The sequence below is a fragment of the Streptomyces sp. NPDC048644 genome (assembly GCF_043199105.1).
In the GTDB taxonomy this organism is placed as follows: Bacteria; Actinomycetota; Actinomycetes; order Streptomycetales; family Streptomycetaceae; genus Streptomyces.
In genome coordinates this window covers 133,449-156,767 of the sequence record NZ_JBICVO010000017.1, presented here as the reverse complement: position 1 = coordinate 156,767, position 23,319 = coordinate 133,449, and the positions used below count along the sequence as shown (strand labels likewise).

Below are 23,319 nucleotides of genomic sequence, written 5' to 3'. Positions count from 1 at the left end.
GCTCCTGAACCGGCCGCGGCGCGCCGGGCCTCACCCTCATCCGTCGCGCCGCGGACTCAGCAGACCCGCAGCCCCGGAATGGGCTGGTCGTTCCCGCCGCCGGTGAGGTACACGACGCTGACGTACACACCGGCGTTGCCGCTGTCGTCGTCGGTCTTGGCCCACCAGACGTTGGTCCACTTCCCGTAGGTCTCGCGGCGGCCCAGTTTCGCCTGGCAGTAGAAGTAGTTCGGACCGCTGTTGAGCGTGCCGACCTGCTGGAAGGACTGGGTGTACGAGCTGGCGGCGCGCCACACCTGGCAGTTGGTCTTGCCGGCGTCGCCCGGCGCGCACGAGGTGCTCTCGGTGGGGGTGCCCCCGCCACCGGAACCGCCACTGCCGCCCGACCCGCCGGACCCGCCGTCGTGCGAGCCGCCGCCACCCGTACCACCGCCGCCGTGGTGGCCCGAACTCCCGCCCGCGCCACCGGGCTTGGGGTCGTGCGACGCGGGACCTTCCGATGCCTCCCGCGTCGGCGAAGGCGACGTACTCGGGCTCTCCTCGCCCTCGCCCTTCCCCTCGTCCTTCCCCTTGCCTTCGCCCTCCGTCCCGTCCGCGCCCCCGTCGGCCGGGGCGTTCGGCTCGGCGGCACGGGTCGGGCTGCCGGAGGCCGTCGCCGCCGGGCCGCCCTGCGCGACCGGCTCACCGGCATCCTTGCCGACCAGCGCGTACGTCACCCCGCCGCTGGCGGCCAGCACGGCCAGCACAGCGGCCACCGCGAGGCCGACCCGGCGGCGCCTGCCGGCCGGCTCCCGCACCTGCGGGTCCTGGGACGGGCCGCCGGCGCCGGGCGGCGGCCCGCCACGCACCACGGTCGTGGGCTGATACCCGATACCCGCGCCGGTGCCGGCGTCCGTACCGGTACCCGTTCCGCCTCCGGCACCTGACGGCGCGGCGTGCGGGGCGCCGGACGGGCCAGGGCCCGACAGCCAACTCGCCGGCGCCCCGGCCGCATTGACGCCTCCGGAGACCTCCGGGCCGAGAGGGCGCGGCGGCGGAGGCGGGCCCAGCGGCCGGACGCCCGTCGCGGTCGGCAGGTGCGGTGCGCCGGGCAGCGGCCTGGCCATCGGGTCGCGTCCGTCGGCCACCGCCTGCAACAGCTCCCGCGCGTGCGCCGCGCTCGGCCGGTCGGCGGGGTTCTTCGCCATCAGTACGTGCAGCACCGGCGCGAGCGGCCCGGCGCGCTGCGGTTCGGGCAGCGGCTCGGTGACGATCGCGGTCAGCGTCGACCACACCGACGTACGGCGGAACGGCGCGCCGCCGCCCTCGACCGCCGCGTACAGCGTCATGCCAAGCGACCAGATGTCCGACGCGGGGGTCGGCTCCATGCCCTGCGCGCGCTCGGGCGGCAAGTAGTCGAGGGAGCCGACCAGTTCGCCGCTGCGCGTGATGCTCGTGGCGGCGCCGTCGTCCGGAGCCTCGATGCTGGCGATGCCGAAGTCGGTGAGGACGACCCGGCCGCTGCGGTCCAGCAGCACGTTGCCCGGCTTCACATCGCGGTGCAGCACGCCGACTTGGTGGGCCGCGTCCAGCGCGTCCATGACCCGGGCGCCGATCCCGGCGATCTCCCGCGGGTCGATGGCCCCGCGCCGCTCGATCGCGTCGTCCAGGGACGGGCCGTCCACCAGCTCCATCACGATGACGGGGCGGCCCGCCTCGTCGATCACGTCGTGGACGGTGACCACACCGGAGTGCCGGATGCGGGCCGCCGCGCGCGCCTCGCGCTGCATGCGGGTCCGCAGGTCGGCCAGCTCCGGCGCCGACGCGTCGGTGTAGGCACGCAGGACCTTGACGGCGACCTCGCGTCCGAGCACCTCGTCGACGGCGCGGCAGACCACGCCCATGCCGCCGCGGCCCAGCCGCCCGGTGACGCGGTAACGCCCGCCCAGGACACGGCCGTTCAGGTCGTCGTCGCCATCCCTGGCCCGGCTGCTCCGGACCGCCGCGCCGTCCGCTCCGCCGGGCCGCCCCGGCCCCTCCGCCGCACCGTCATCCGGCCGACCGGAGCCGGTCACCGCGTCCGCACCCCTGTCGTCGTCCGCCCCGCGCTGCTCACGCTCCCCCGATGCCACGTCACCGATCCCCTCGCCAGCGTCGTCCCTGCCCGCCTGTTCACGAGCGGCACCAGACTACGGTGCGCACAGGCCGCACGTGGTGACTCAGAGCAGCGGAACGACCGCATCGAGACGTGACTGTTGCGCGGCTGCCGCGGCGCCGACCAGACCGGCATCCGTCCCCGTCTGTGCGGGCACGACCGTGAGGTCCGCCACGAAGGAGAGCGTGGCGTAGGAGCGGAGGGCCCGGCGCAGCGGGGTGAAGAGAACGTCTCCTGCGCCTGCCACGCCGCCGCCTATGACCGCGATATCGATCTCGACGAGCGTCGCCGTGGCCGCGATCCCGGCCGCCAGCGCCTGCGCGGCCCGCTCGAACGAGCCGAGTGCCACCGGGTCTCCGGCCTGCGCGGCGACCGCCACGGCCGCGGCGCTGGCATCCCCGTCGGCACCCGGGCGCCAGCCGTTGGCCAGCGCGCGGCGGGCGATGTTCGGGCCGCTGGCGATGCGTTCCACGCAGCCGCGCGCACCGCACGGGCAGGATTCGCCGTCGAGGTCGACACTGATGTGCCCGATGTGTCCCGCGTTTCCCGTGGGGCCCGTATGCAGGCGCCCGTTGAGGACGAGACCGCCGCCGACACCGGTGGACACCACCATGCACAGCGCGTTGGCCCGCCCGCGCGCCGCGCCCTGCCAGTGCTCGGCCGCCGTCATCGCCACACCGTCGCCGACCAGCACGACGGGACGGTCGCCGACCAGCGCCCGCACCCCGGCGACGAGCGGAAAGTCCCGCCAGCCGGGGATGTTGACCGGGCTGACCGTCCCCGCCGACGCGTCCACCGGGCCCGCGCTGCCGATGCCGACCGCGGCCACCCGCTGCCAGGCGGGGTCCGCCACCAGTTCCCCGATCACCTCGGCCACCGCACGCATCACCACGGCGCCGTCCTGGTCCGCGGGAGTGGGCCTGGACGTCCGCACGAGCAGCCGGCCGTGTCCGTCCACCAGAGCGCCGGCGATCTTCGTACCGCCGATGTCGAGCGCTGCGCTGAGGTCCGTGTGCATCGGTGTCGAAATCTCCTGGTGAGGACGGGGAGCCATGGGACAGGCCCGGTCTGGGAACGCCAGTCTTCCCGCAGTTGACAACGTTGTCTAGAGGCTATGCTCGACGCCACCCGCCGCAGCCGACAGAAACAGGACCTCGCACCGTGACCGACACCGCCCGGGGCAACTCCCGCCGCTACGGCACCCGGCCCACGATGAAGGATGTCGCGGCACGCGCCGGGGTCGGCCTGAAGACCGTCTCGCGGGTGGTCAACGGCGAACCCGGTGTCACCCCCGACACCGAACGCCGCGTCCAGGAGGCCATCACGGCGCTCGGCTTCCGCCGCAACGACTCCGCCAGGACCCTGCGCAAGGGCCGCACCGCCAGCATCGGCCTCGTACTCGAAGACCTCGCCGACCCCTTCTACGGGCCGCTGAGCCGCGCGGTCGAAGAGGTCGCACGCAGCCACGGCGCACTGCTCATCAACGGATCGAGCGCCGAGGACCCGGCCCGCGAACAGGAGTTGGCGCTCGCGCTGTGCGCCCGGCGGGTGGACGGCCTGGTCGTCATCCCGGCTGGTGACGACCACCGCTACCTGGAGCCGGAGATCGCCGCCGGCGTCGCCACCGTCTTCGTCGACCGCCCGCCCGGCCGCATCGACGCCGACGTCGTGCTCTCCGACAACTTCGGCGGCGCCCAGGACGCGGTGGCCCACCTCATCGCCAACGGCCACCGCAGGATCGGCTTCATCGGCGACCGGCCGCGGATCCACACCGCGCGGGAGCGGCTGCGCGGCTACCGCACCGCGATGGCCGCCGCCGGGCTCCCGGTGGACGACTCCTGGGTCTCTCTCGGCGTCACCGTACCCGGCCGGGTACGCGCGGCGGCGACCGCGATGCTGGAGGCGGCGGAGCCGGTCACCGCGCTCTTCGCGGGCAACAACCGCGTCACCGTCACCGTGGTCCCGGTACTCGGCGAACACCCGCGCCCCGTGGCACTGGTGGGTTTCGACGACTTCGAACTGGCCGACCTCGTACGCCCCGCCATCACCGTCGTCGCCCAGGACCCGGCCCGCATCGGCCGCACCGCCGCCGGCCTGCTGTTCCGCCGCCTGGAGGGCGCCGACGAGGCCCCGCGGCGGGTGGAGATACCCACCCGCCTGATCGCCCGCGGGTCGGGGGAGATCCGGGGGTGAGGTGGGGGCGTGCGGGAGGACCGTCAGCGGTGGCCCAGCACGTTGACCACCCGTCCGCCGGGGTCGCGGACGAAGAACCGCCGCACGCCCCACTCCTCGTCCTGCAAGGGGTGAATGATCTCCGCACCGCTCTCCCGCAGGACCGCATATGCCGCATCCACGTCGTCCACCTCGACGCTCATATCAGGGGTGACGGGCGCGGTCTTGTCCCCGGTCATGACGCTGATCTGCGCTGATGGGCTGGACGGGGAGGCGAGCGTCATGATCCAGCCGTGGTTCATGACCTCCTCGAAGCCCAACAGGCCATAGAACTCCCGGCTCTCCTGCGCGGCCTCCGACTGGATGTTGGGCACGACACGGCGAACGGCCATCGACGACTCCAAACGAGAACAGGCGTGTCTCTATGTCCCTAGGAGTACTACGGCACGTCCACCGTCGCACGCACGGGTGGGGAAGGCGCGGGGGGGAAAGCCTGCCCTGGCCCCTCCAACGCTTCCCCCCTCCAACCACCCCCGCCCCAAGCCCCCTTCATCCCTTCAGTCCTTCACTCACCCCGCACCGTCGCCGCCCGGCCGGCCAGTGCGTCGAGGTCGGTGCGGGTCATGCCGGTGAGCCGGGCGACTTCGGCGGTGTCGACGGCGCCGCAGTCCAGGCCGCGCAGCAGGTAGCCGCTGAGTGCCTTGGCGGTGGCGGGTTCGTCGGCGATGGCGCCGCCGGCCTTGGCGACGTATGCCGCGAGCCGGGCCGCGGCCTGTTCCAGGCCCTCGCGGTAGAAGGCGTAGACGGCGGCGTAGCGGGTGGGCAGGTGCGCCGGGTGCATGTCCCAGCCCTGGTAGTAGGCGCGGGCCAGTGACCGCCGGACGAGGCCGTGGTGTAGCCGCCAGGCGTCGTGGACCTGGGTGGTGGCGCCGACGGGCAGGACGTTGGTGGATCCGTCGGAGAGACGGACGCCGGTGCCTGCGGCGGCGACCTGCATGACGGCCTTGGCGTGGTCGGCCACCGGGTGGTCGAGGGACTGGTGCGCGGCGCTGACGCCGCAGGAGGCGCTGTAGTCGAAGGTGCCGTAGTGGAGGGAGGTGGCGCGGCCTTCGGCGGCTTCGATCATGCGGGCGACAGTGGCCCGGCCGTCGGCGCCGAGGATGGACTGGGTGGTCTCGATCTGGATCTCGAAGCCGATCCGGCCGCTGTCCAGGCCGCGGGCCTTCTCGAACGCCTCCAGGAGTCGGACCATGGCGGTGACCTGCTCGGCGTAGGTCACCTTCGGGAGGGTGAGGACGAGTCCTTCGGGGAGGCCGCCGGCGTCCATGAGGCCGGTGAGGAAGATGTCGAGGGTGCGGATGCCGCGGTCGCGGACGGCGGCTTCCATGCACTTCATGCGGATGCCCGTGTACGGGGCGGCGGTGCCGTCGCGGTGGGCGGCGGCGACGAGGGCGGCGGCGCGGGCGGCGGTCTCGTCCTCTTCGGCGTCCGGGCGGGGGCCGTAGCCGTCCTCGAAGTCGATGCGCAGGTCTTCGACGGGTTCGCGCCGCAGTTTGGCGCGTACGCGGTCGTGGACCGGTTCCGCGAGGTGTTCGGGGATGCCGAGGACGCCGGCGAGTGCGTCGGCGTCGGGGGCGTGTTCGTCGAGGGCGGCGATGGCCTGGTCGCCCCAGGAGCGGACGGTGTCGGCGGTGAAGGCGTCGCCGGGTACGTAGACCGTGTGGACGGGCTGGCGGGTGCCGGGGTCGCCCGGGTAGCGCCGTGCCAGGTCCGCGTCGACCTCGGCGAGGGAGGCTCCGATTCCCTCACGTACGGTGTGCGCAAGGCTCGTTGCCACGGTCTCCTGCTGCCCCATTCGACACCCTCCCGGTGCTTCCGCCCGACCCTCGGGCGTTTCCGCTTCACGGAATCAACAATCCGTATAGCGAAGCTAACTGGGCCGGGTACCCAGGTCAACACCCCGGTGGCGGACACCCGCAGGTCACGGCCCCGGAAAGTCCGTGGCGCGGCGCGGCCCGCACCGCCAGACTCCCCGTATGACTTGGACCGCACCACACATAGAGCGCCGCCCCCAGCCGCAGGCGGCAGGCGAACGGGAGATGCTGCAGGGCTGGCTCGACTGGCACCGCGACACCCTGCTGGCCAACTGCGCCGGACTCACCGCCGAACAGCTCGCCCGGCGCAGCGCGGAACCTTCCACGCTCACCCTGCTCGGCCTGGTGCGTCACCTGACGGACGTCGAGCGCGCGTGGTTCCGGCAGCGCTTCGCCCGCGAGCGGCTCCACTCGCACTACATCACCGAGGAGAATCTGGACTCCGATTTCGACGACGTCGACCCGGCGGAAGCCGAGTCCGTCTTCGCGGTCTTCCGCGAGGAGATCGCCGCCTGCGACGCGGCGGTGGCGGACCGCGGCCTGGACGAGGCGTTCTCGACGACGCGCGGCCATGACCTCAACCTGCGCTGGATCTACGCCCACATGATCGAGGAGTACGCCCGGCACAACGGCCATGCGGATCTGCTGCGCGAGCGGATCGACGGCGCGGCCGGCTCCTAGCCAGGCCCTGTCGGGCAGGTCGCCCGCCGGAGCGCCGCACCCCCTCACCGCCACCCCCGCCCGGGAGCGGTGATTCCGCAAAAAGGCAAGCCCCGGATGAATTGGCGTCCGGGGCTTGTTCCTGCGTATATTCGATCCTTCATGCCTTTGCGAATAAAGCATGAAAAGAAGTCTTATGCGAGAAGCATATCGCGGCAGGAGTGGAATTGTCAACCGAGGAAATACGGCAGGAACAGCAATTCATCACCGGCCTCTACGCCAGGCTCGATCAGCTCAGGGAGCAGGCCGAGGAGTCGGTGCGTGGCGCGCTCGTGCAGGTCGGGAGCGGTTTTCAGGCCAGGATTGAACGGGATGTGCTGGTGGCGGAGCAGTCCGGGCTGCTCAGTGCGATCCACGCGGGGGAAAACGGCCTCTGTTTCGGACGCCTCGACTTCCGGGACGGCAGGACCCACCACATCGGGCGCATCGGAATTCGGCAGGACGACCCGTCCCGTACGCCTCTGGTGCTCGACTGGCGGGCGGACATGGCGCGTCCCTTCTATCTGGCCACCGGTCATTCCCCGATGGGTCTGCGGCGCAGGCGGCACATCACCACCGAGGGGCGCACCGTCACCGCGCTCCACGACGAGCTGATGGACCTCGGTGACCCGACCCGCACCGGCCACGAGAGCGCGGACGCCGACGAGGTCCTGCTGGCCACACTGGACGCGGCCCGCACGGGGCGGATGCACGACATCGTCCGGACCATCCAGGCCGAGCAGGACCGCATCATCCGGGCGCCCCACCAGGGCGTCATGGTCGTCGAGGGCGGCCCCGGCACCGGGAAGACCGTCGTCGCACTGCACCGGGCGGCGTATCTGCTGTACGAGCACCGGGAGTTGCTGGCCCGGCGCGCGGTGCTGATCGTCGGCCCGAATCCGGCCTTCCTGGGCTACATCGGTGACGTGCTGCCGTCCCTGGGCGAGACCGGGGTGCTGCTGGCCACCGTCGGCGAACTCTTCCCCGGTGTGCGCGCCACCGGCACCGACAGTCCGGCCGCCGCCGAGGTCAAGGGGCGCGCCACGATGGCGGACGTGCTGGCGAAGGCGCTGCGGGACCGGCAGACCGTGCCCGAGCGGGCGACGGAGATCGACCACGACGGATACGGGACGCTCCGCCTGGACCGGGCGATGGCCGAGGACGCGCGCGGGCGGGCCCGCGAGAGCCAGCTGCCCCACAACCTGGCCAGGCCCGTCTTCACGTTCCACATCATCGACGCGCTGACCGCGCAACTGGCCGAGCGGATCGGCGCCGACCCGTTCGGCGGGCCCAATCTGCTGGGGCCCGACGACATCGCCCAGTTGGGCAAGGAGATCGCGACGAGCCGGGAGGTCCACGCGGCCGTCGACGAGCTGTGGCCGCAGCTCACCCCGCAGGAGTTCGTCGCGGACTTCCTCGCGGAGCCGGTGCATCTCGACGACGGGTCGGCCGGGCTGATCCGGCGGCAGGGCGGGGCGTGGACCCCGGCCGACGTGCCGCTTCTCGACGAGGCCGCCGAGCTGCTGGGCGAGGACGACAGTGCCGCCCGCGCCGCGGCCGAGGCCGAGCGTCAGGAGCGGATCGCCTACGCGCAGGGCGTGTTGGAGCTGTCCGCCGGCTCGGAGACGTACGAGTTCGAGGACGAGGAGTCCGAGGTCCTCGCGGCGCACGACGTCATCGACGCCGAGCGGATGGCCGAGCGGCACGAGGAGGCCGACCGCCGCAGCGCAGCCGAGCGGGCGGCGGCCGACCGGACCTGGGCGTTCGGCCACATCGTCGTCGACGAGGCGCAGGAGCTGTCGGCGATGGCCTGGCGGCTGCTGATGCGGCGCGTTCCGACGCGTTCCATGACGCTCGTCGGGGATCCGGCGCAGACCGCGGAAACAGCGGGCCTCGGCTCCTGGGAGCGCATCTTGGAGCCGTACGTGGGCGACCGCTGGGAGCACGTGCGGCTGGGGGTCAACTACCGTACGCCCGCGGAGATCATGGGGGTGGCGGCCGGGTTCCTGCGGGCGCACGACCCGTCGTTCGTGCCGCCGGGCTCGGTGCGGTCGACGGGGGTGCGGCCCTGGGCGCTGCGGGTCGCCGCGGACGGTCTCGCCGCCGCCGTGGCGCGCAAGGCCGCGGCGGCGCGGGACGGGGGCCGGGTCGCGGTCGTCGCTCCGGCGGGGCTGCACGCCTCGCTCCTCGCGGAGCTGCCGGACGCGGCTCACGGGCCCGCGCCCGACCTCACCCGGGACGTGGTGCTGCTGGACGCGCGGCAGGCGAAGGGGCTGGAGTTCGACACGGTGCTGGTCGTGGAACCTGCCGAGTACGGGGTGAGCGATCTGTACGTGGCGCTGACCCGCGCCACCCAGCGCCTCGGGGTGCTGCACACAGGCGATCTGCCCGGGGCACTCGGAGGGCTGGCGGAAGCGGAGTAGGCGTCGTGATCGCCCGCCCTTCGGCGTCGGTCCGTCCGGCCGCCCGTGCACATCCGCACCTCAACACCGAGGCCCCGCACGCCGGTTGCGTGCGGGGCCTCGGCCGTGCGGACCGGTGGCTCCGGGGAGCCGGAGCGGTTCAGCCCTTGCGGGTCTTGACCTCGTCGGTGAGCGCGGGGACGACGTCGAAGAGGTCGCCGACGACGCCGTAGTCGACCAGATCGAAGATCGGGGCCTCGGCGTCCTTGTTGATGGCGACGATGGTCTTCGAGGTCTGCATACCGGCGCGGTGCTGGATCGCGCCGGAGATGCCCGCCGCGATGTAGAGCTGCGGCGAGACCGACTTGCCGGTCTGGCCGACCTGGTTGGTGTGCGGGTACCAGCCGGCGTCCACCGCGGCGCGCGAGGCGCCGACGGCCGCGCCGAGCGAGTCGGCGAGGGCCTCGATGACCGGGAAGTTCTCGGCGCCGTTGACGCCGCGGCCACCGGAGACCACGATCGCGGCCTCGGTCAGGTCCGGGCGGCCCGTCGACTCGCGCGGGGTGCGCGAGACGATCTTGGTGCCCTTGGAGGATTCGGCGACGGTGACCGCGAGCTGCTCGACCGTACCGGCGGCCGGAGCGGCCTCCGGGGCGGCGGAGTTGGGCTTGACGGTGATGACCGGGGTGCCGGTGGTGATGCGCGACTTGGTGGTGAAGGACGCGGCGAAGACGGACTGCGTCGCCACCGGGCCCTCGTCGCCGGCCTCCAGGTCGACGGCGTCGGTGATGATGCCGGAGCCGATGCGGACCGCGAGGCGGGCCGCGATCTCCTTGCCCTCGGCCGAGGAGGGCAGCAGCACGGCGGCGGGCGACACGGCCTCGTGTGCGGCCTGGAGCGCGTCGACCTTGGGGGCGACGAGGTACTCGGTGAACTCGGGGGCGTCGGCGGCCAGGACCTTCACGGCGCCGTGCTCGGCGAGCACCGGCGCGGCGGCGTCGGCACCGGCGCCGAGGTGGACGGCCACCGGCTCGCCGATCCGGCGGGCGAGGGCGAGCAGTTCGAGGGTGGGCTTGCGGACGGCGCCGTCCACGTGGTCGACGTAGACAAGGACTTCAGCCATGAGATGACTCTCCTGCGGGAAGAAAAGAAGGCGGTTGAGGGGCGGCCGGCCGGGCGCACGGTGTGAACTCCCGGCCCACGGGCCTTAGATGAACTTCTGGCCCGCGAGGAACTCGGCGAGCTGCTTGCCGCCCTCGCCCTCGTCCTTGACGACCGTGCCTGCGGTGCGGGCCGGACGCTCGGTCGCGTCGTCGACCTTGGTCCAGGCGCCTTCCAGGCCGACCTCGTCCGCCTCGATGTCGAGGTCGTCCAGGTCCAGCGACTCCACCGGCTTCTTCTTGGCGGCCATGATGCCCTTGAAGGAGGGGTAACGCGCCTCGCCCGACTGGTCGGTGACGGACACGACGGCCGGCAGCGCGGCCTCCAGCTGCTCGCTGGCGGTGTCGCCGTCGCGGCGGCCGGTGACCTTGCCGTCGGCGACGGCGACCTCGGAGAGCTGGGTGACCTGGGGCACGTTCAGCCGCTCGGCGAGCAGCGCGGGCAGCACGCCCATCGTGCCGTCGGTGGAGGCCATGCCGCAGACGACCAGGTCGTAGCCGGTCTTCTCGATGGCCTTGGCGAGCACGAGCGAGGTGCCGAGGGCGTCGGTGCCGTGCAGGTCGTCGTCCTCGACGTGCACGCCCTTGTCGGCGCCCATCGACAGTGCCTTGCGCAGCGCGTCGTTGGCGTCCTCGGGGCCGACGGTCAGGACCGTGACCTCGGCTTCGTCGTTCGCTTCCTTGATCTGCAGGGCCTGCTCGACGGCGTACTCGTCGAGTTCCGAGAGAAGGCCGTCCACGTCGTCGCGGTCGACGGTCAGGTCCTCGGCGAAGTGCCGGTCGCCGGTGGCGTCGGGCACGTACTTCACACAGACAACGATCCTCAAGCTCACGCCGGCTCTCCTACCTGCTTCGTCTCTTCAGAACTGCCTTGTGCTGGCAGCATAGGCGCCTGTTGGGGCGGCTCCGGGTCGGTTCGGGATCCCCGCGCCAACACCGATATTACTCACCAGTACAACCAGTCTCGTCCCCGGAATCAAGGCCGTCGAACTGTGACCTACCCAACGGCCCCGACCCGGCGATGACGAAGCGTTACGGGAACCCGTCAGTCGCGCAGCGCGTTGAAGCGTCCCTGGTGGTACAGGAGCGGCCTGCCGCGCCCCGCCGGGTCGCCGACGAGCGGCTGGGCGAGCACGATGCGGTGGTCGCCGGCCGGCACCCTGGCGATGACCTTGCACACCAGCCAGGCCAGGACGCCGTCCAGGAGGGGCACGCCCTCGGGTCCTTCGCGCCAGGAGGTGGCGGGGCCGAAGCGGTCGGCGCCGCTGCGGGCGAAGGTGGCGGCCAGCTCCTGCTGGTGCTCGCCGAGTATGTGCACGCCGATGTGCTCGGCGTCGGCGAGCGTCGGCCAGCTGGAAGCGGCGGTGCCGACGCCGAAGGAGAGCAGCGGCGGGTCGGCGGCCACCGAGGTGAGGGAGGTGGCGGTGAAGCCGACGGGGCGTGCGCCCTGTGCGGTGATCACCGCGACCCCCGCGGCGTGCTGCCGGAAGACGGCGCGCAGGAGGTCGGGGGTGGCGGTGCGGGGCGTACCGAGGTCGGGCGATGCCGTCATGGAATTGTCCTTCTGCAGGGGGGTACGAGCCGTGGCAGCGCGGCCGGCGGGCGTTTCGCCGCCGGCTGCGGAGGTGTCGTCGCCGCTCACACGCGCGGACAGCGCGCGCTGGCGGTCCGCAGAAGGTCTACGTGCACGCGTCCGTACAAAAGGGTTCCTGGGCGCATAACGTCAGAGTGACGATGCACCGGGCGTAGCGTCAAGTGGCGCCCGGTATCTGGGAGATCAATCACGGACCGCCTCACCGAGTGCGGCGATGACGTCGGCCTTGCGCGGCAGACCCGCCGCGCGGCGCACGATCCGGCCCGCCGCGTCCAGCACCAGGACGGTCGGCGTGCGCTCGATGCCCAGGGTGCGTACGAGGCCGAGGTGGGCCTCGGCGTCGATCTCGACGTGGGTGACCCCCTCGACCATCGCGGCGACCTCGGTGAGGGTGCGGCGGGTGGCGCGGCAGGGCTGGCAGAAGGCGCTGGAGAACTGTACGAGGGTGGCCCGCTCCCCTGGTTCCGTGCCGATGTCCGCGGCGCCGAGCCGCTGTCCGTCCTCGCGTGCGCGCACCGATCAGCCTTCCGTCGCGGCGGTGGGGGCGCGCCTCGGGCCGACGCCCACCGTGTCCAGTCGTCGTGGGATGCAGCGCGCGGCGGCGCGTAAAGATTCCCGGAGCCGTCGCGTTCCGGGGGGCCGTGTACCTTCTGAACGGGGAAGGCGCGCGCTGAGCAGACCCTCACGTGACGAGAATCTCCCGGCCTTGGCGGGCCTCGCGGTAGCCGCCGGGGCCCTGATCGGGCACGATCACCCGAAAGCCGCACACTTACGGCTGCGTAGGTTTCCGCCGGGAGAACCCTCCCCGGGTACAGAAATGGGGTCCTCCGACATGGCAGAGCTCGTCTATCCGCCGGTGATCGGTGCCGCTCGCACCATCTTCAAGTCGCTCGACCTGAAGTTCGACATCGCCGGTGCGGACAATATTCCGCGGCGCGGCGGTGCGGTGCTGGTGAGCAATCACATCGGCTATCTGGACTTCGTCTTCGCCGGTCTCGCGGCGCGGCCGGCCAAGCGCCTGGTGCGGTTCATGGCCAAGGAGTCGGTGTTCCGGCACAAGGTGTCGGGGCCGTTGATGCGCGCCATGAAGCACATCCCGGTGGACCGTTCGCAGGGCGTGCACGCGTACCGGCACGCCCTGACGGCGCTGCGCTCGGGCGAGGTGATCGGTGTCTTCCCGGAGGCGACGATCTCCGAGTCCTTCACGCTCAAGAACTTCAAGTCGGGGGCGGCGCGGCTGGCACAGGAGGCCGGGGTGCCGCTGCTGCCGATGGCGCTGTGGGGCACCCAGCGACTGTGGACGAAGGGCCACAAGCGCGATCTCGGCCGTCACCACTTCCCCATCACGATCCGGGTCGGCGAGCCGCTGGAGGCCGATCCGGCCGAGCAGGCGGAGAAGATCACCGACCGGCTGCGGGCGCGGGTGCAGGACCTGCTGGAGGCCGCCCAGCGCGCGTATCCGGTGCGGCCCAAGGGCCCCGATGACACCTGGTGGATCCCGGCCCACCTGGGCGGCACCGCCCCTGCCGCGCCCGGGGGCGCGGCGTAGCAGACGGCGGGTCAGCCGTGCCTGACCTCGCCGATCTCGACGCGGGCGCCGGGGCAGGTCTTCTCCAGGTTCTCGGCGAGTTCGGTGCCCGCGGCCCGCAGCTCGTCGTGTGACATCGGCGCCATTCCTTCCAGGAGGAACAGGGCGCTGACCGATTCCTCGGTCAGCCGGGTGCGGACGCCCTGCCGCCAGTTCCAGCGGCGGCAGGTGACACCCTCGTCGTCGCACCAGACGACCTCGCCGGGCTCGGGGTGCTCGACGGTCTCCACGCCGCCGGCCGCGGTGGCGAACGGCTCGTCGCCGGTGGCCCGCAGCAGCCGCATGCCGCCCTGGATACGGTCCAGATCTTCGCCGCCCACCGGGACGAGGTGGGCGACGCTGATGGCGTTGTAGAGGTCGACGAGGCGGTTGATGCGCGGCAGTTGGCCGTCGGCGAGCGCCCGGCGGGCCAGTGCCTCGGCGGAGTTGCGGGTGCGTGAAGGCTTGGTACCGAAGGCGGAGTAGGCGGCGCGCCAGGCCGCGATGTGCGGGTCGTCCTGAACGGCGCCGCCGGCCAGCCGCGCGGTGAGCCGCCCGGCCGCCTCGTCCAGCAGACCGGAAGTCGCCGCGTCGCTGGGCCCGTTGGTCAGCCCGTGCGCCTCGATCACGAGGTGCGCGAAGCCCGGCGCGAGGGCACGTACGTCGTCGGAGACGTGCAGGGTACGAGTCATGGGGTGGGGTGCCTCAGAATTCGGTGGGAAGCGTCTGCCAGAGGTGCGGCCGGTCGACGGCCTGCTTGAGGCATTGGAGCACGGCCGGGCGCGGTTCAGCAAATAGTACTGGCGAGTCCACTTCATTGCACTCCGATCGAACCGGCCAGGCCAGCTGCTCACGATCAGGGCGGAACGCGTCGGCGCCATCTATTCGCCGCCTGAATGCTGACGCGTCCGGCCGGAAGTCAATGAACTTCCGGCCGGACGCATAGATATTCAGTTAAGGGTGCTCGTATCAGCGGGCGATCTCTTCGCGGAGCGCGGTGAGGAAGCCGTCGACGTCATCCTCCGTGGTGTCGAACGCGCACATCCAGCGCACATCGCCGGCCGCCTCGTCCCAGAAGTAGAAGCGGTAGCGCTTCTGGAGCCGCTCGCTGACGTCGTGCGGCAGCCGCGCGAAGACCGCGTTGGACTGGACGGGGTAGAGGATCTCCACGCCGTCGATCCCGCGGACACCGGCCGCCAGGCGCTGCGCCATGGTGTTGGCGTGCCGGGCGTTGCGCAGCCACAGGTCCTTGGCGAGCAGCGCCTCCAACTGCACGGAGACGAAACGCATCTTGGAGGCCAGCTGCATGGACAGCTTGCGCAGATGCTTCATCGCGCGCACCGCGTCGGGGTTGAGGACGACGACGGCCTCGCCGAAGACGGCGCCGTTCTTCGTGCCGCCGAGGGAGAGGATGTCCACCCCCACGGCGTTGGTGAACGCCCGCATCGGGACGTCCAGGGACGCCGCGGCGTTGGCTATCCGTGAGCCGTCGAGATGCACCACCATCCCGCGCTCGTGGGCGTGTTCGCAGATCGCCCGGATCTCGTCAGGTGTGTAGAGGGTGCCCAGCTCGGTGCTCTGGGTGATCGAGACGACCTGCGGCATGGCGCGGTGCTCGTCGTCCCAGCCGTACGCCTCACGGTCGATGAGCTCGGGGGTGAGCTTGCCGTCGTCGGTCGGCACGGTGAGCAGCTTGAGGCCGCCGACCCGCTCGGGGGCGCCGCATTCGTCGACGTTGATGTGTGCCGACTGGGCGGCGATCACCGCGCCCCAGCGGTCGGTGACCGACTGGAGCGCGACGACGTTGGCGCCGGTGCCGTTGAAGACCGGGAACGCCTCGGCGCGCTGCCCGAAGTGGCTGCGGATGATCCGCTGGAGGTGCGCGGTGTAGTCGTCCTCGCCGTAGGCGATCTGGTGGCCGCCGTTGGCGAGGGCGAGCGCCGCCAGGACCTCCGGGTGGGCGCCCGCGTAGTTGTCGCTGGCGAAGCCGCGTACCTGGGGGTCGTGGTGCTGCCGGGCATCGGTCTTGTCGTTGCTCACGGCTCGGGGGTCAGCCACAGACGCTTTCCATTCACTTCCCGTGCGGGCCTGCTCCAGACCCCGGCGATGGCTTCGGCCAGCTCCGTGACGTCCGTGAAGCCCGCGAACTTGGCGTTCGGTCGCTCGGCGCGCATCTGGTCGTTGACGAGCGCCTTGACGACCAGGATCGCAGCCGCGGCGCGCGGCCCCTCCTCGCCCCCCGACTTGCGGAACGCGTCGGCGAGCGCCAGTGTCCACGCCTCGGCCGCCGCCTTGGAGGCCGCGTACGCGGCGTTGCCCGCCGTGGGCTTGCTGGCACCGGCCGCGCTGGTCAGCAGATAGCGGCCGTTACCGCTCCGTTCGAGGCCCTCGTGGAAGGCGAGAGAGGTGTGCTGGACCGTTCGGATGAGGAGGTTGTGCAGCAGGTCCCAGTCCCGGAGATCGGCCCCCGCGAAGCTCTTCGCGCCGCGCCAGCCGCCCACCAGGTGCACCAGGCCGTCGATGCGCCCGAATTCCTTCTCGGTGCGCTCCGCCCAGGTGCGGGTCTGTTCAAGATCGAGGAGGTCGACGGTGTCGCCGATCACCGTGGCGCCGCCGTGCGCGTAGCGGGCCGCGTCGACCGCTTCGGCCAGCCGCGCGGCGTCCGCGTCGGAGCCGACGACGGTGGCGCCGGCCTCGGCCAGCCGCAGCAGGGTGGCCCGTCCTGCGGGGCCCGCGGCGCCTGCCACCGCGATGACGGCGCCTTCCAGCGGCCCCTGGCCGCCCGTCGAAGTAGTCATCTCCGTCGCCTCCTCATTCTCCTGGACGGCCTTCCGTCCGCTGTCCCGGCCGGCCCTCACGCCGCCGCCGGCACTTCGCGCGCGGCCGTGATGCCCTTGGTGGAGGCGATCACTGTGCGGAGCTTCTTGGCAAGTGCCTCGTAGAACATGCTGAGCGGGAACTCGTCGGGAAGTACGTCGTCCACGAGCTTGCGCGGCGGCTTGTCCAGGTCCAGGGCGTCGGGGCCCTTCGCCCAGACCGAGCCCGGGTGCGGCGCCAGGTAGGCCGAGACGAGGTCGTAGGCGGCGAGCCAGTGGACCAGCTTGGGCCGGTCGATGCCGTCGCGGTAGAGCTTCTCGATCTCGCCGCACAGCTCGTTGGTGACCTTGGGCGCCCGCTCCCAGTCGATGTGGAGCGTGTTGTCCGTCCAGCGTACGACGTCATGCTTGTGGAGGTACGCGAAGAGCAGCTGGCCGCCGAGGCCGTCATAGTTGCGGGCCCGCTCGCCGGTGACGGGGAAGCGGAACATCCGGTCGAAGAGCACCGCGTACTGGACGTCGCGTGCCTGGCGGTAGCCCTCGGTCTCCAGTTTCACGGCCTCGCGGAAGGCGGTGAGGTCGCAGCGCAGCTCCTCCAGGCCGTACATCCAGAACGGCTGCCGCTGCTTGATCATGAACGGGTCGAACGGCAGGTCGCCGTGGCTGTGGGTGCGGTCGTGGACCATGTCCCAGAGCACGAACGCCTGCTGGCAGCGTTCCTGGTCGCCGAGCATGTCGCCGAATGCCTGCGGGATCTCGATGCCGAGCGTCTCGATCGCGGCCCCGGCGACCCGGCGGAAACGGGCGGCCTCGCGGTCGCAGAAGATGCCGCCCCAGGTGAACCGCTCGGGGGCCTCGCGCACGGCGATGGTCTCCGGGAAGAGGACCGCGGAGTTGGTGTCGTAGCCCGCGGTGAAGTCCTCGAAGGTGATGCCGCAGAACAGGGGGTTGTCGTAGCGGGTGCGCTCCAGTTCGGCGAGCCAGTCCGGCCAGACCATGCGCAGCACGACCGCTTCGAAGTTGCGGTCCGGGTTGCCGTTCTGCGTGTACATGGGGAAGAGCACGAGGTGCTGGAGGCCGTCGGCGCGCTGCCTGGCGGGCTGGAAGGCGAGCAGCGAGTCGAGGAAGTCCGGGACGCCGTAGCCGTTGTCGGCCCAGCGGAACAGGTCGGAGACGAGTGCCTCGTGGTAGGCGGCGTTGTGCGGCAGCAGCGGGGCCAGTTCCCCGATGGCCGCGATCGCGTGGTCGACCTCCTGGCGGACCGCGGCGGCGGACGGCGCGCCCTCGGCGGTCAGGTCGATGGAGCCGTCCTTGGCCTGCCAGGGGCGGAGCGTCTCGACCGCGTCCTTGAGCATCGGCCACGCCGGGTGGTCGACCACCCGTTCCGCGCTCGTGCTCCCGGCACTCCTCTGAGCACCCACGGGCGAAAGGATTTCCGTCATGACTGCCCTCCGGCGGTAGATCGTGTGGTGGAACCACCGTAACCAGCCATGTTCTTTCGCTCAAGAGGGTGATCTGAAAATTATTCCGTCGACTCCCCCTGATCACGAACATTTTTCCTGCCGGTATGGGTTTCGACGATACGTTCTGACAGTTCGGGTCGGTTCGCACGCGTTTTCTCCGGCGCTTCGGGCGGGATGGGCAAGGCGTGGAGCATGCCGGGAAAAGGTGCTGTCGGCACCGGCACCCGGGGGTGGGGCGCGACCCGACCCCGGTGACCTGCCGGGGCAGCGGTTCCGGCGCCACGGCAGGCGGCCGGCGGCCGGGCGCGCACCCGGCACACGCGCGGGTGTTCATGGCCGGATCCGGTGCCGTGTGCGCCGTGCCGTGGGCGGCAGCCGGGCGGGCCCGTCAGCCCGCGGGGGACTCGCCCACGCACGGGTGAGCCGGTTCGCGGGCCTTCCGGGCGGACAGGTACCAGCGTGCGCGCCCCCACGCGCCGCCTCCTCCGGGGAAGGAGCCCCCGTGAACACCCGTGCCGCCCCTGTCCGCTCCGCCGTCCCGGGTCTGATCCGGGACGCGGCGGGTACTCGTACCGGACGTACCGCGCGTGCCCCCTGCGGGCGGTCCGCCGGGGGCGTGGCCCGTTAGGCTGTGCGCCATTTCGTACGGCTTTGTGCCGACGGCCGCGGCGTCCTTCCTGCGTCGCGACGGCGGCTGCCGCAGGCGTACCGCAGCACCCGCAGCACCACCCAGTCACAGCAGTACCGAGCCGACAGAAGCGAGGCAGCCTTGTCCTTTCTCACCATCGGGCACCGCGGAATGATGGGCGTGGAGCCGGAGAACACCCTGCGTTCGTTCCTGCGCGCCGAGCGCGAGGGCCTCGACGTCATCGAACTGGACCTGCATCTGAGCAAGGACGGCGCGCTCGTGGTGATGCACGACGCGGACGTGAGCCGGACGACCGACGGCACCGGGCCGATCCGCGAGCGGACCCTGGCCGAGCTGCGTGAGCTGGATGCCGGGCGGGGCGAGCGGATCCCGGTCTTCGACGAGGTCGTGGAGGCGGTCGGGGCGCCGCTCCAGGCGGAGATCAAGGACGTGGCGGCAGCGCAGGCGCTCGCCGATGTGCTGCGGGACCGCGATCTGACCGGCCGGGTCGAGGTGATCTCCTTCCACGACGAGGCGCTGGCGGCGATCCGCACGCTCCTTCCCGGGGTGCGGACCGCGCTGGTCGCCGACCGGTACGGCATCGACGTGGTGGACCGCGCACGGGCCGTGGGCGCCACGATGCTCTCGCTGAACATCCGCCGCCTCACCATCGAACTGGTCGAACGCGCCCGTGCCGCACAGCTCAAGGTCCTGGCGTGGACCGTCAACACCCACGATCAGCTGCGCATCGCGCGCGGGCTCGGCCTCGACGGCGTGGTGACCGACCGTCCCGAGATCCGGCGGGCGGTGCGGTTCACGGCGTGAGGCGAGTGTCAGGCGCTTGCCGGGACGGTGGCGAAACGCGCAGTTCACAGGCGTGCAACGACCTTCCAGCATACGGACGTTCGCCCCGGTGATCTCGACAGATGGCCCCGCGCACTGCCACTCTCCCGCCATGCGCCTCGCCAACCGTCCCGTATCTTTCGCCTCTTGTGCCGTCGCCGTGCTGCTCGCCACCGCCGGCTGCGCCCCGCAGGACGCGGCGCCCGGCGGCCCGAGCGCCGCCGGGCCAGGCAAGCAGAGCTGCGCGCGCGGCAAGCTCGCCACCGTCACGGCCGGCAAGCTCACCGTCGGCACCGACAAGCCCGCGTACGCCCCGTGGTTCGTCGGTGACGAGCCGGGCAGCGGCAAGGGCTTCGAGTCGGCGGTGGCGTACGCGGTCGCCGGGAAACTCGGATACGCCAAGGACGCGGTGGCCTGGCAGACCGTGCCGTTCAACAACGCCTTCGCGCCCGGCGAGAAGAAGTTCGACTTCGACATCAACCAGATCTCGATAAGCGCCGCGCGCAAGCAGGCCGTCGCTTTCTCCTCCGGCTACTACCACGTGCGGCAGGCGATCGTCGCGCGCAAGGGCTCCAAGGCCGCGGGCGCCAAGAGCATCGCCGACCTCAAGGGGGCGCGGCTCGGCGCGCAGGTCGGCACCACCAGCCTCGACGTCATCAACGACACCATCAAGCCCGGCCGGCGGCCCGCCGTCTACCAGAAGAACGACTTCGCCAAGTCCGCCCTGAAGAACGGGCAGGTCGACGCGATCGTGATCGACCTGCCGACGGCCTTCTACATCACCTCGGCCGAGGTGAAGGACGCCGAGGTCGTCGGCCAGTTCCCGGCCACCGGCGGGGACAAGGAGGAGTTCGGACTCGTCCTCGACAAGGAGAGCCGCCTCACCGGCTGCGTCACGGCCGCGGTGGACGCGCTGCGCAAGGACGGTACCCTCGCCGCCCTGGAGAAGAAGTGGCTGGCCGACGCCGCCCACGCCCCGGTGCTCAAGTGACGTACGGCAAGGGGGTGTTGAAGGGCGAGCGGCCGGCCGCTGCCGGTGGCGCCGACGACGGGTACGTGCCCTCGCAGCGGCGTCTCGACCGCGAGCGTTTCCGGCGGGTCCGTGCCCGCCGCGCCGCCACCGTCGCCACGCTCAGCACCCTCGTCACGGCGGCCGTCCTCTTCCTCGTCATCACCCGCTCCCCCGGCTGGCCGCGCACCCGTGAGACGTTCTTCAGCGCCGACTACGCGCGTCAGGCGCTGCCCAAGGTGCTGGAGGGGCTGCTGCTGAACCTGCGGCTGCTGGTGGTGTGCGGGGCCGCGGTGCTGGTGATCGGGCTGTTGCTGGCGGTGGCCCGCACCCTGCGTGGTCCGGTGTTCTTCCCGCTGCGCGCGCTGGCGACCGCGTACACCGACTTCTTCCGCGGACTGCCGCTGATCATCTGCCTGTTGATGGTGGTCTTCGGCGTCCCGGCGCTGCGGCTCCAGGGGGTCACCACCGACCCGGTGGTGCTCGGCGGCTCGGCGCTGGTGCTGACCTACTCGGCGTATGTGGCCGAGGTGTTCCGGGCCGGCATCGAGTCGGTCCATCCATCGCAGCGGGCCGCGGCGCGTTCCCTGGGGCTCTCCGGCGGCCAGGCGCTGCGCTTCGTCGTGCTGCCGCAGGCGGTGCGGCGGGTGGTGCCGCCGCTGCTGAACGACCTGGTGTCGCTGCAGAAGGACACCGGTCTGGTGTCGATCGCGGGCGCGGTGGACGCCGTGTACGCGGCGCAGATCATCGCGGGCAAGGACTTCAACTACACGCCGTACGTGGTCGCCGGGCTGGTCTTCGTCGCCCTGACGATCCCGATGACGCGGCTGACGGACTGGGTGACGGCCCGGATGGACCGGCGTCGCGCCCAGGGAGGTGTCACATGAGCGGGACCGTGGAGACGGCAGGTGCCACCGCGGAGGACGGGGCGGCCGGGACGGCTCCGGTGCTGCGGCTCGATGCGGTCCGCAAGACGTACGGGCGGGATTCGGTGGTGCTGCGGGACGTGGACCTGGAGGTCGCCCCGCACACCGTCACCGCGCTGATCGGGGCCTCGGGGTCCGGCAAGTCGACGCTGCTGCGCTGCGCGAATCTGCTGGAGGAGATCGACGACGGCGCGATCTTCCTGGACGGCGAGGAGATCACCGACCCCCGGGCGGACGTGGACGCCGTGCGCCGCAGGATCGGCGTGGTCTTCCAGGCGTACAACCTCTTCCCGCACATGACGGTGCTGGACAACATCACGCTGGCGCCGCGCCGGGTGCACCGGATCCCGCGCGCCGAGGCCGAGGCGCGGGCGCACGAGTTGCTCGAACGGCTGGGGCTCGGCGGGCGGGCCGGTGCCTATCCTGACCGGCTCAGCGGCGGCCAGCAGCAGCGGGTCGCCATCGTCAGGGCGCTGGCCTGCCGCCCCCGTCTGCTGCTGCTCGACGAGATCACCGCGGCGCTCGACCCGGAACTCGTCGGCGAGGTCCTGGCCGTCGTCCGTGACCTCAAGGACCAGGGCATGACGATGGTGCTGGCGACCCACGAGATGGGTTTTGCCCGCGAGGTCGCCGATCAGGTCTGCTTCCTGGACGGCGGGGTGATACTGGAACGCGGCGCTCCGGAACAGCTCTTCGGCGCACCGCGCGAGGAACGCACCCGGCAGTTCCTGCAACGGATCATCCAGGCGGGGCGGCTGTAGCGGGCGCCGGGGCGGTGGTACCCGGCACCGGACGCGCCCCGGCCCGCGGCGTCAGTCGAGCGGCTTGACCAGCAGCTCGAACGCCAGGTCAGCGCGCTGGGGGATGCCGAACCGCTCGTCGCCGTACGGGAACGGGCTCAGCTCGCCGGTGCGCCGGTAGCCGCGGCGCTCGTACCAGGCGATCAGTTCATCGCGCTGCCGGATGACGGTCATCCGCATCTCGCGCACGCCCCAGTCGGCCTGCGCGGTGCGCTCCGCCTCGGCGATGATCACCTTGCCCAGGCCGCCGCCCTGGAGCGAGGGGCGTACCGCGAACATCCCGAAGTAGGCGTGGTCATCGCGGTGTTCGAGCTGGCAGCAGGCGATCAGGGCACCGTCGCGCTCGGCGATCAGCAGCCGGCTGCCTTCCTGCCGCACCACGCGGGCCACGCCGTCGGGGTCGGTGCGCTGCCCCTCCAGCAGGTCCGCCTCGGTGGTCCAGCCGGCCCGGCTCGCGTCGCCCCGGTATGCCGACTCGATCAACTCGACGAGCCCGGGGATGTCGGCGTCGGTGGCGGAACGGAAGGCGAGCGGGCTGACGGGCATGGTGTACGGGGTCCTCTCGGGGCGTGCGGACGGCGCGGATCGGTGGCGCGAAGCGTCCGAAGGGCCGGCTGAAAGGGAGGCTAACAAGAGGCGCGGCCCCGCCGTCAGGGCCTTTCGTCCACCGTCCGCCCGGCCCGCCCGTACCGGCCGCCGGGGCGCGGGGCGTAGGGTCCGCCGCATGGTGCACGTACTGAGCAGCAGGGTGCTGGTGAGGCCGTCCGATCCCGAGCGGTCGCGGGCCTTCTACGGGGAAGCGCTGGGCCTGGAGGTCTACCGGGAGTTCGGCACGGGGCCGGAGCGCGGCACCGTCTACTTCCTGGGCGGCGGTTTCCTGGAGGTCTCCGGGCGCTCCGCGGAGCCCGCGAGCGGCACCCTCCAGTTGTGGATCCAGGTGGCGGACGCGGCGGCCGTGCACGAGGAACTGGTGGGACGCGGCGTGGAGATCCTGCGGCCCCCGGTGAAGGAGCCGTGGGGGCTGATCGAGATGTGGATCGCCGACCCCGACGGCCACCGGATCGCGGTCACCGAGGTCCCCGCCGGCCATCCGCTGCGCTACCGCCCCTGACGGCCCCGGCCCCGAACCACCGGGGTCGCCGCGCTCCCCCTGGGGCGGCCCGTCATGCGCTCCCCCGCTACACCCGTGCGCTCCCGTGTGCCGGGCCGGGTCCGGGCATCCTGCGGGCGTA

The 23,319-nt window shown here is 72.0% G+C and carries 22 protein-coding genes; 9 read left to right on the top strand and 13 right to left on the bottom strand.

Going from position 1 to position 23,319, the window contains the following annotated elements:
• Positions 1-56 precede the first annotated feature (56 nt).
• Entirely contained in the window at positions 57-2,111 is a 2,055-nt protein-coding gene (locus tag ACGFNI_RS30170) for a serine/threonine-protein kinase (protein ID WP_393687989.1), read from the bottom strand.
• A gap of 87 nt (positions 2,112-2,198) precedes the next feature.
• A complete protein-coding gene (locus tag ACGFNI_RS30165; RefSeq protein WP_393687988.1) occupies positions 2,199-3,152 on the bottom strand; it encodes an ROK family protein in 954 nt (317 codons plus the stop codon).
• A 143-nt stretch (positions 3,153-3,295) separates the two neighbouring features.
• Here ACGFNI_RS30165 and ACGFNI_RS30160 point away from each other — a divergent pair, with 143 nt between their 5' ends.
• Positions 3,296-4,327, top strand: a complete 1,032-nt coding sequence (locus ACGFNI_RS30160) for a LacI family DNA-binding transcriptional regulator (RefSeq protein ID WP_393687986.1) — start codon at positions 3,296-3,298, stop codon at positions 4,325-4,327.
• A gap of 23 nt (positions 4,328-4,350) precedes the next feature.
• On the opposite strand, the gene ACGFNI_RS30155 is transcribed toward ACGFNI_RS30160, so the two are convergent.
• Complete coding sequence (locus tag ACGFNI_RS30155) at positions 4,351-4,698, bottom strand: VOC family protein (protein WP_393687985.1); 348 nt, start codon at positions 4,696-4,698, stop codon at positions 4,351-4,353.
• A gap of 173 nt (positions 4,699-4,871) precedes the next feature.
• Positions 4,872-6,161 (bottom strand): DUF6986 family protein, encoded by a 1,290-nt coding sequence (locus ACGFNI_RS30150; protein ID WP_393687983.1) that lies wholly within the window; start codon positions 6,159-6,161, stop codon positions 4,872-4,874.
• 181 nt (positions 6,162-6,342) lie between these two features.
• Here ACGFNI_RS30150 and ACGFNI_RS30145 point away from each other — a divergent pair, with 181 nt between their 5' ends.
• A complete protein-coding gene (locus ACGFNI_RS30145) occupies positions 6,343-6,861 on the top strand; it encodes a DinB family protein (RefSeq protein WP_393687982.1) in 519 nt (172 codons plus the stop codon).
• 221 nt (positions 6,862-7,082) lie between these two features.
• Positions 7,083-9,302 carry a HelD family protein gene (locus tag ACGFNI_RS30140; RefSeq protein ID WP_393688035.1) on the top strand — a complete coding sequence of 740 codons (2,220 nt, stop codon included), beginning with the start codon at positions 7,083-7,085 and terminating at the stop codon, positions 9,300-9,302.
• Between the two features lie 139 nt (positions 9,303-9,441).
• Here ACGFNI_RS30140 and ACGFNI_RS30135 read toward each other — a convergent pair whose 3' ends face one another.
• The 4 genes from ACGFNI_RS30135 to ACGFNI_RS30120 all read right to left on the bottom strand — a co-directional run bounded on the left by ACGFNI_RS30135 (position 9,442) and on the right by ACGFNI_RS30120 (position 12,551).
• Complete coding sequence (locus tag ACGFNI_RS30135; protein WP_393687980.1) at positions 9,442-10,404, bottom strand: electron transfer flavoprotein subunit alpha/FixB family protein; 963 nt, start codon at positions 10,402-10,404, stop codon at positions 9,442-9,444.
• Positions 10,405-10,488: 84 nt separating this feature from the next.
• Positions 10,489-11,274: an electron transfer flavoprotein subunit beta/FixA family protein gene (locus tag ACGFNI_RS30130; RefSeq protein ID WP_393687978.1), complete on the bottom strand. Its 786-nt coding sequence runs from the start codon at positions 11,272-11,274 to the stop codon at positions 10,489-10,491.
• Positions 11,275-11,486: 212 nt separating this feature from the next.
• Complete coding sequence (locus tag ACGFNI_RS30125; protein ID WP_393687976.1) at positions 11,487-11,993, bottom strand: flavin reductase family protein; 507 nt, start codon at positions 11,991-11,993, stop codon at positions 11,487-11,489.
• 225 nt (positions 11,994-12,218) lie between these two features.
• Entirely contained in the window at positions 12,219-12,551 is a 333-nt protein-coding gene (locus tag ACGFNI_RS30120; RefSeq protein WP_393687974.1) for a thioredoxin family protein, read from the bottom strand.
• Between the two features lie 316 nt (positions 12,552-12,867).
• On the opposite strand from ACGFNI_RS30120, the gene ACGFNI_RS30115 reads away from it, so the two are divergent.
• Positions 12,868-13,584: a lysophospholipid acyltransferase family protein gene (locus ACGFNI_RS30115; protein WP_393687972.1), complete on the top strand. Its 717-nt coding sequence runs from the start codon at positions 12,868-12,870 to the stop codon at positions 13,582-13,584.
• An 11-nt stretch (positions 13,585-13,595) separates the two neighbouring features.
• Here the strand turns inward: ACGFNI_RS30115 and ACGFNI_RS30110 are convergent, their stop codons facing one another.
• The 4 genes from ACGFNI_RS30110 to ACGFNI_RS30095 form a co-directional block, all read right to left on the bottom strand.
• Positions 13,596-14,294, bottom strand: a complete 699-nt coding sequence (locus tag ACGFNI_RS30110) for a B3/4 domain-containing protein (protein ID WP_393687970.1) — start codon at positions 14,292-14,294, stop codon at positions 13,596-13,598.
• Positions 14,295-14,571: 277 nt separating this feature from the next.
• Positions 14,572-15,642 carry a threonine aldolase family protein gene (locus tag ACGFNI_RS30105; RefSeq protein ID WP_393687968.1) on the bottom strand — a complete coding sequence of 357 codons (1,071 nt, stop codon included), beginning with the start codon at positions 15,640-15,642 and terminating at the stop codon, positions 14,572-14,574.
• The gene (locus ACGFNI_RS30100; RefSeq protein ID WP_393687966.1) at positions 15,639-16,400 is read right to left on the bottom strand and encodes an SDR family NAD(P)-dependent oxidoreductase; all 762 of its coding nucleotides are present in this window, start codon (positions 16,398-16,400) and stop codon (positions 15,639-15,641) included. The genes ACGFNI_RS30105 and ACGFNI_RS30100 overlap by 4 nt, the downstream gene beginning before the upstream one ends.
• A gap of 56 nt (positions 16,401-16,456) precedes the next feature.
• Entirely contained in the window at positions 16,457-17,860 is a 1,404-nt protein-coding gene (locus tag ACGFNI_RS30095; RefSeq protein ID WP_393687964.1) for a DUF6421 family protein, read from the bottom strand.
• A gap of 790 nt (positions 17,861-18,650) precedes the next feature.
• Between ACGFNI_RS30095 and ACGFNI_RS30090 the strand changes: the two genes are divergently transcribed.
• From ACGFNI_RS30090 to ACGFNI_RS30075, 4 genes are all read left to right on the top strand, one after another.
• Complete coding sequence (locus tag ACGFNI_RS30090; RefSeq protein WP_393687962.1) at positions 18,651-19,334, top strand: glycerophosphodiester phosphodiesterase; 684 nt, start codon at positions 18,651-18,653, stop codon at positions 19,332-19,334.
• Between the two features lie 130 nt (positions 19,335-19,464).
• The gene (locus ACGFNI_RS30085) at positions 19,465-20,343 is read left to right on the top strand and encodes an ABC transporter substrate-binding protein (RefSeq protein ID WP_393687960.1); all 879 of its coding nucleotides are present in this window, start codon (positions 19,465-19,467) and stop codon (positions 20,341-20,343) included.
• Positions 20,340-21,248 (top strand): amino acid ABC transporter permease, encoded by a 909-nt coding sequence (locus ACGFNI_RS30080; RefSeq protein ID WP_393687958.1) that lies wholly within the window; start codon positions 20,340-20,342, stop codon positions 21,246-21,248. The genes ACGFNI_RS30085 and ACGFNI_RS30080 overlap by 4 nt, the downstream gene beginning before the upstream one ends.
• On the top strand, positions 21,245-22,048 hold the full coding sequence (locus tag ACGFNI_RS30075) for an amino acid ABC transporter ATP-binding protein (protein WP_393687956.1): 804 nt from the start codon (positions 21,245-21,247) through the stop codon (positions 22,046-22,048). The genes ACGFNI_RS30080 and ACGFNI_RS30075 overlap by 4 nt, the downstream gene beginning before the upstream one ends.
• A gap of 51 nt (positions 22,049-22,099) precedes the next feature.
• Here the strand turns inward: ACGFNI_RS30075 and ACGFNI_RS30070 are convergent, their stop codons facing one another.
• Positions 22,100-22,633: a GNAT family N-acetyltransferase gene (locus tag ACGFNI_RS30070; RefSeq protein WP_393687954.1), complete on the bottom strand. Its 534-nt coding sequence runs from the start codon at positions 22,631-22,633 to the stop codon at positions 22,100-22,102.
• Between the two features lie 178 nt (positions 22,634-22,811).
• On the opposite strand from ACGFNI_RS30070, the gene ACGFNI_RS30065 reads away from it, so the two are divergent.
• The gene (locus ACGFNI_RS30065) at positions 22,812-23,198 is read left to right on the top strand and encodes a VOC family protein (protein WP_393687952.1); all 387 of its coding nucleotides are present in this window, start codon (positions 22,812-22,814) and stop codon (positions 23,196-23,198) included.
• The last annotated feature ends 121 nt before the right edge of the window (positions 23,199-23,319 follow it).

Coding starts and splice junctions, on each gene's coding strand:
- ACGFNI_RS30115 (WP_393687972.1), top strand. CDS start 12,868: ATGGCAGAGCTCGTCTATCCGCCGGTGATCGGTGCCGCTCGCACCATC.
- ACGFNI_RS30125 (WP_393687976.1), bottom strand. CDS start 11,993: ATGACGGCATCGCCCGACCTCGGTACGCCCCGCACCGCCACCCCCGAC.
- ACGFNI_RS30110 (WP_393687970.1), bottom strand. CDS start 14,294: ATGACTCGTACCCTGCACGTCTCCGACGACGTACGTGCCCTCGCGCCG.
- ACGFNI_RS30075 (WP_393687956.1), top strand. CDS start 21,245: ATGAGCGGGACCGTGGAGACGGCAGGTGCCACCGCGGAGGACGGGGCG.
- ACGFNI_RS30070 (WP_393687954.1), bottom strand. CDS start 22,633: ATGCCCGTCAGCCCGCTCGCCTTCCGTTCCGCCACCGACGCCGACATC.
- ACGFNI_RS30100 (WP_393687966.1), bottom strand. CDS start 16,400: ATGACTACTTCGACGGGCGGCCAGGGGCCGCTGGAAGGCGCCGTCATC.
- ACGFNI_RS30155 (WP_393687985.1), bottom strand. CDS start 4,698: ATGGCCGTTCGCCGTGTCGTGCCCAACATCCAGTCGGAGGCCGCGCAG.
- ACGFNI_RS30165 (WP_393687988.1), bottom strand. CDS start 3,152: ATGCACACGGACCTCAGCGCAGCGCTCGACATCGGCGGTACGAAGATC.
- ACGFNI_RS30065 (WP_393687952.1), top strand. CDS start 22,812: ATGGTGCACGTACTGAGCAGCAGGGTGCTGGTGAGGCCGTCCGATCCC.
- ACGFNI_RS30150 (WP_393687983.1), bottom strand. CDS start 6,161: ATGGGGCAGCAGGAGACCGTGGCAACGAGCCTTGCGCACACCGTACGT.
- ACGFNI_RS30095 (WP_393687964.1), bottom strand. CDS start 17,860: ATGACGGAAATCCTTTCGCCCGTGGGTGCTCAGAGGAGTGCCGGGAGC.
- ACGFNI_RS30135 (WP_393687980.1), bottom strand. CDS start 10,404: ATGGCTGAAGTCCTTGTCTACGTCGACCACGTGGACGGCGCCGTCCGC.
- ACGFNI_RS30085 (WP_393687960.1), top strand. CDS start 19,465: ATGCGCCTCGCCAACCGTCCCGTATCTTTCGCCTCTTGTGCCGTCGCC.
- ACGFNI_RS30145 (WP_393687982.1), top strand. CDS start 6,343: ATGACTTGGACCGCACCACACATAGAGCGCCGCCCCCAGCCGCAGGCG.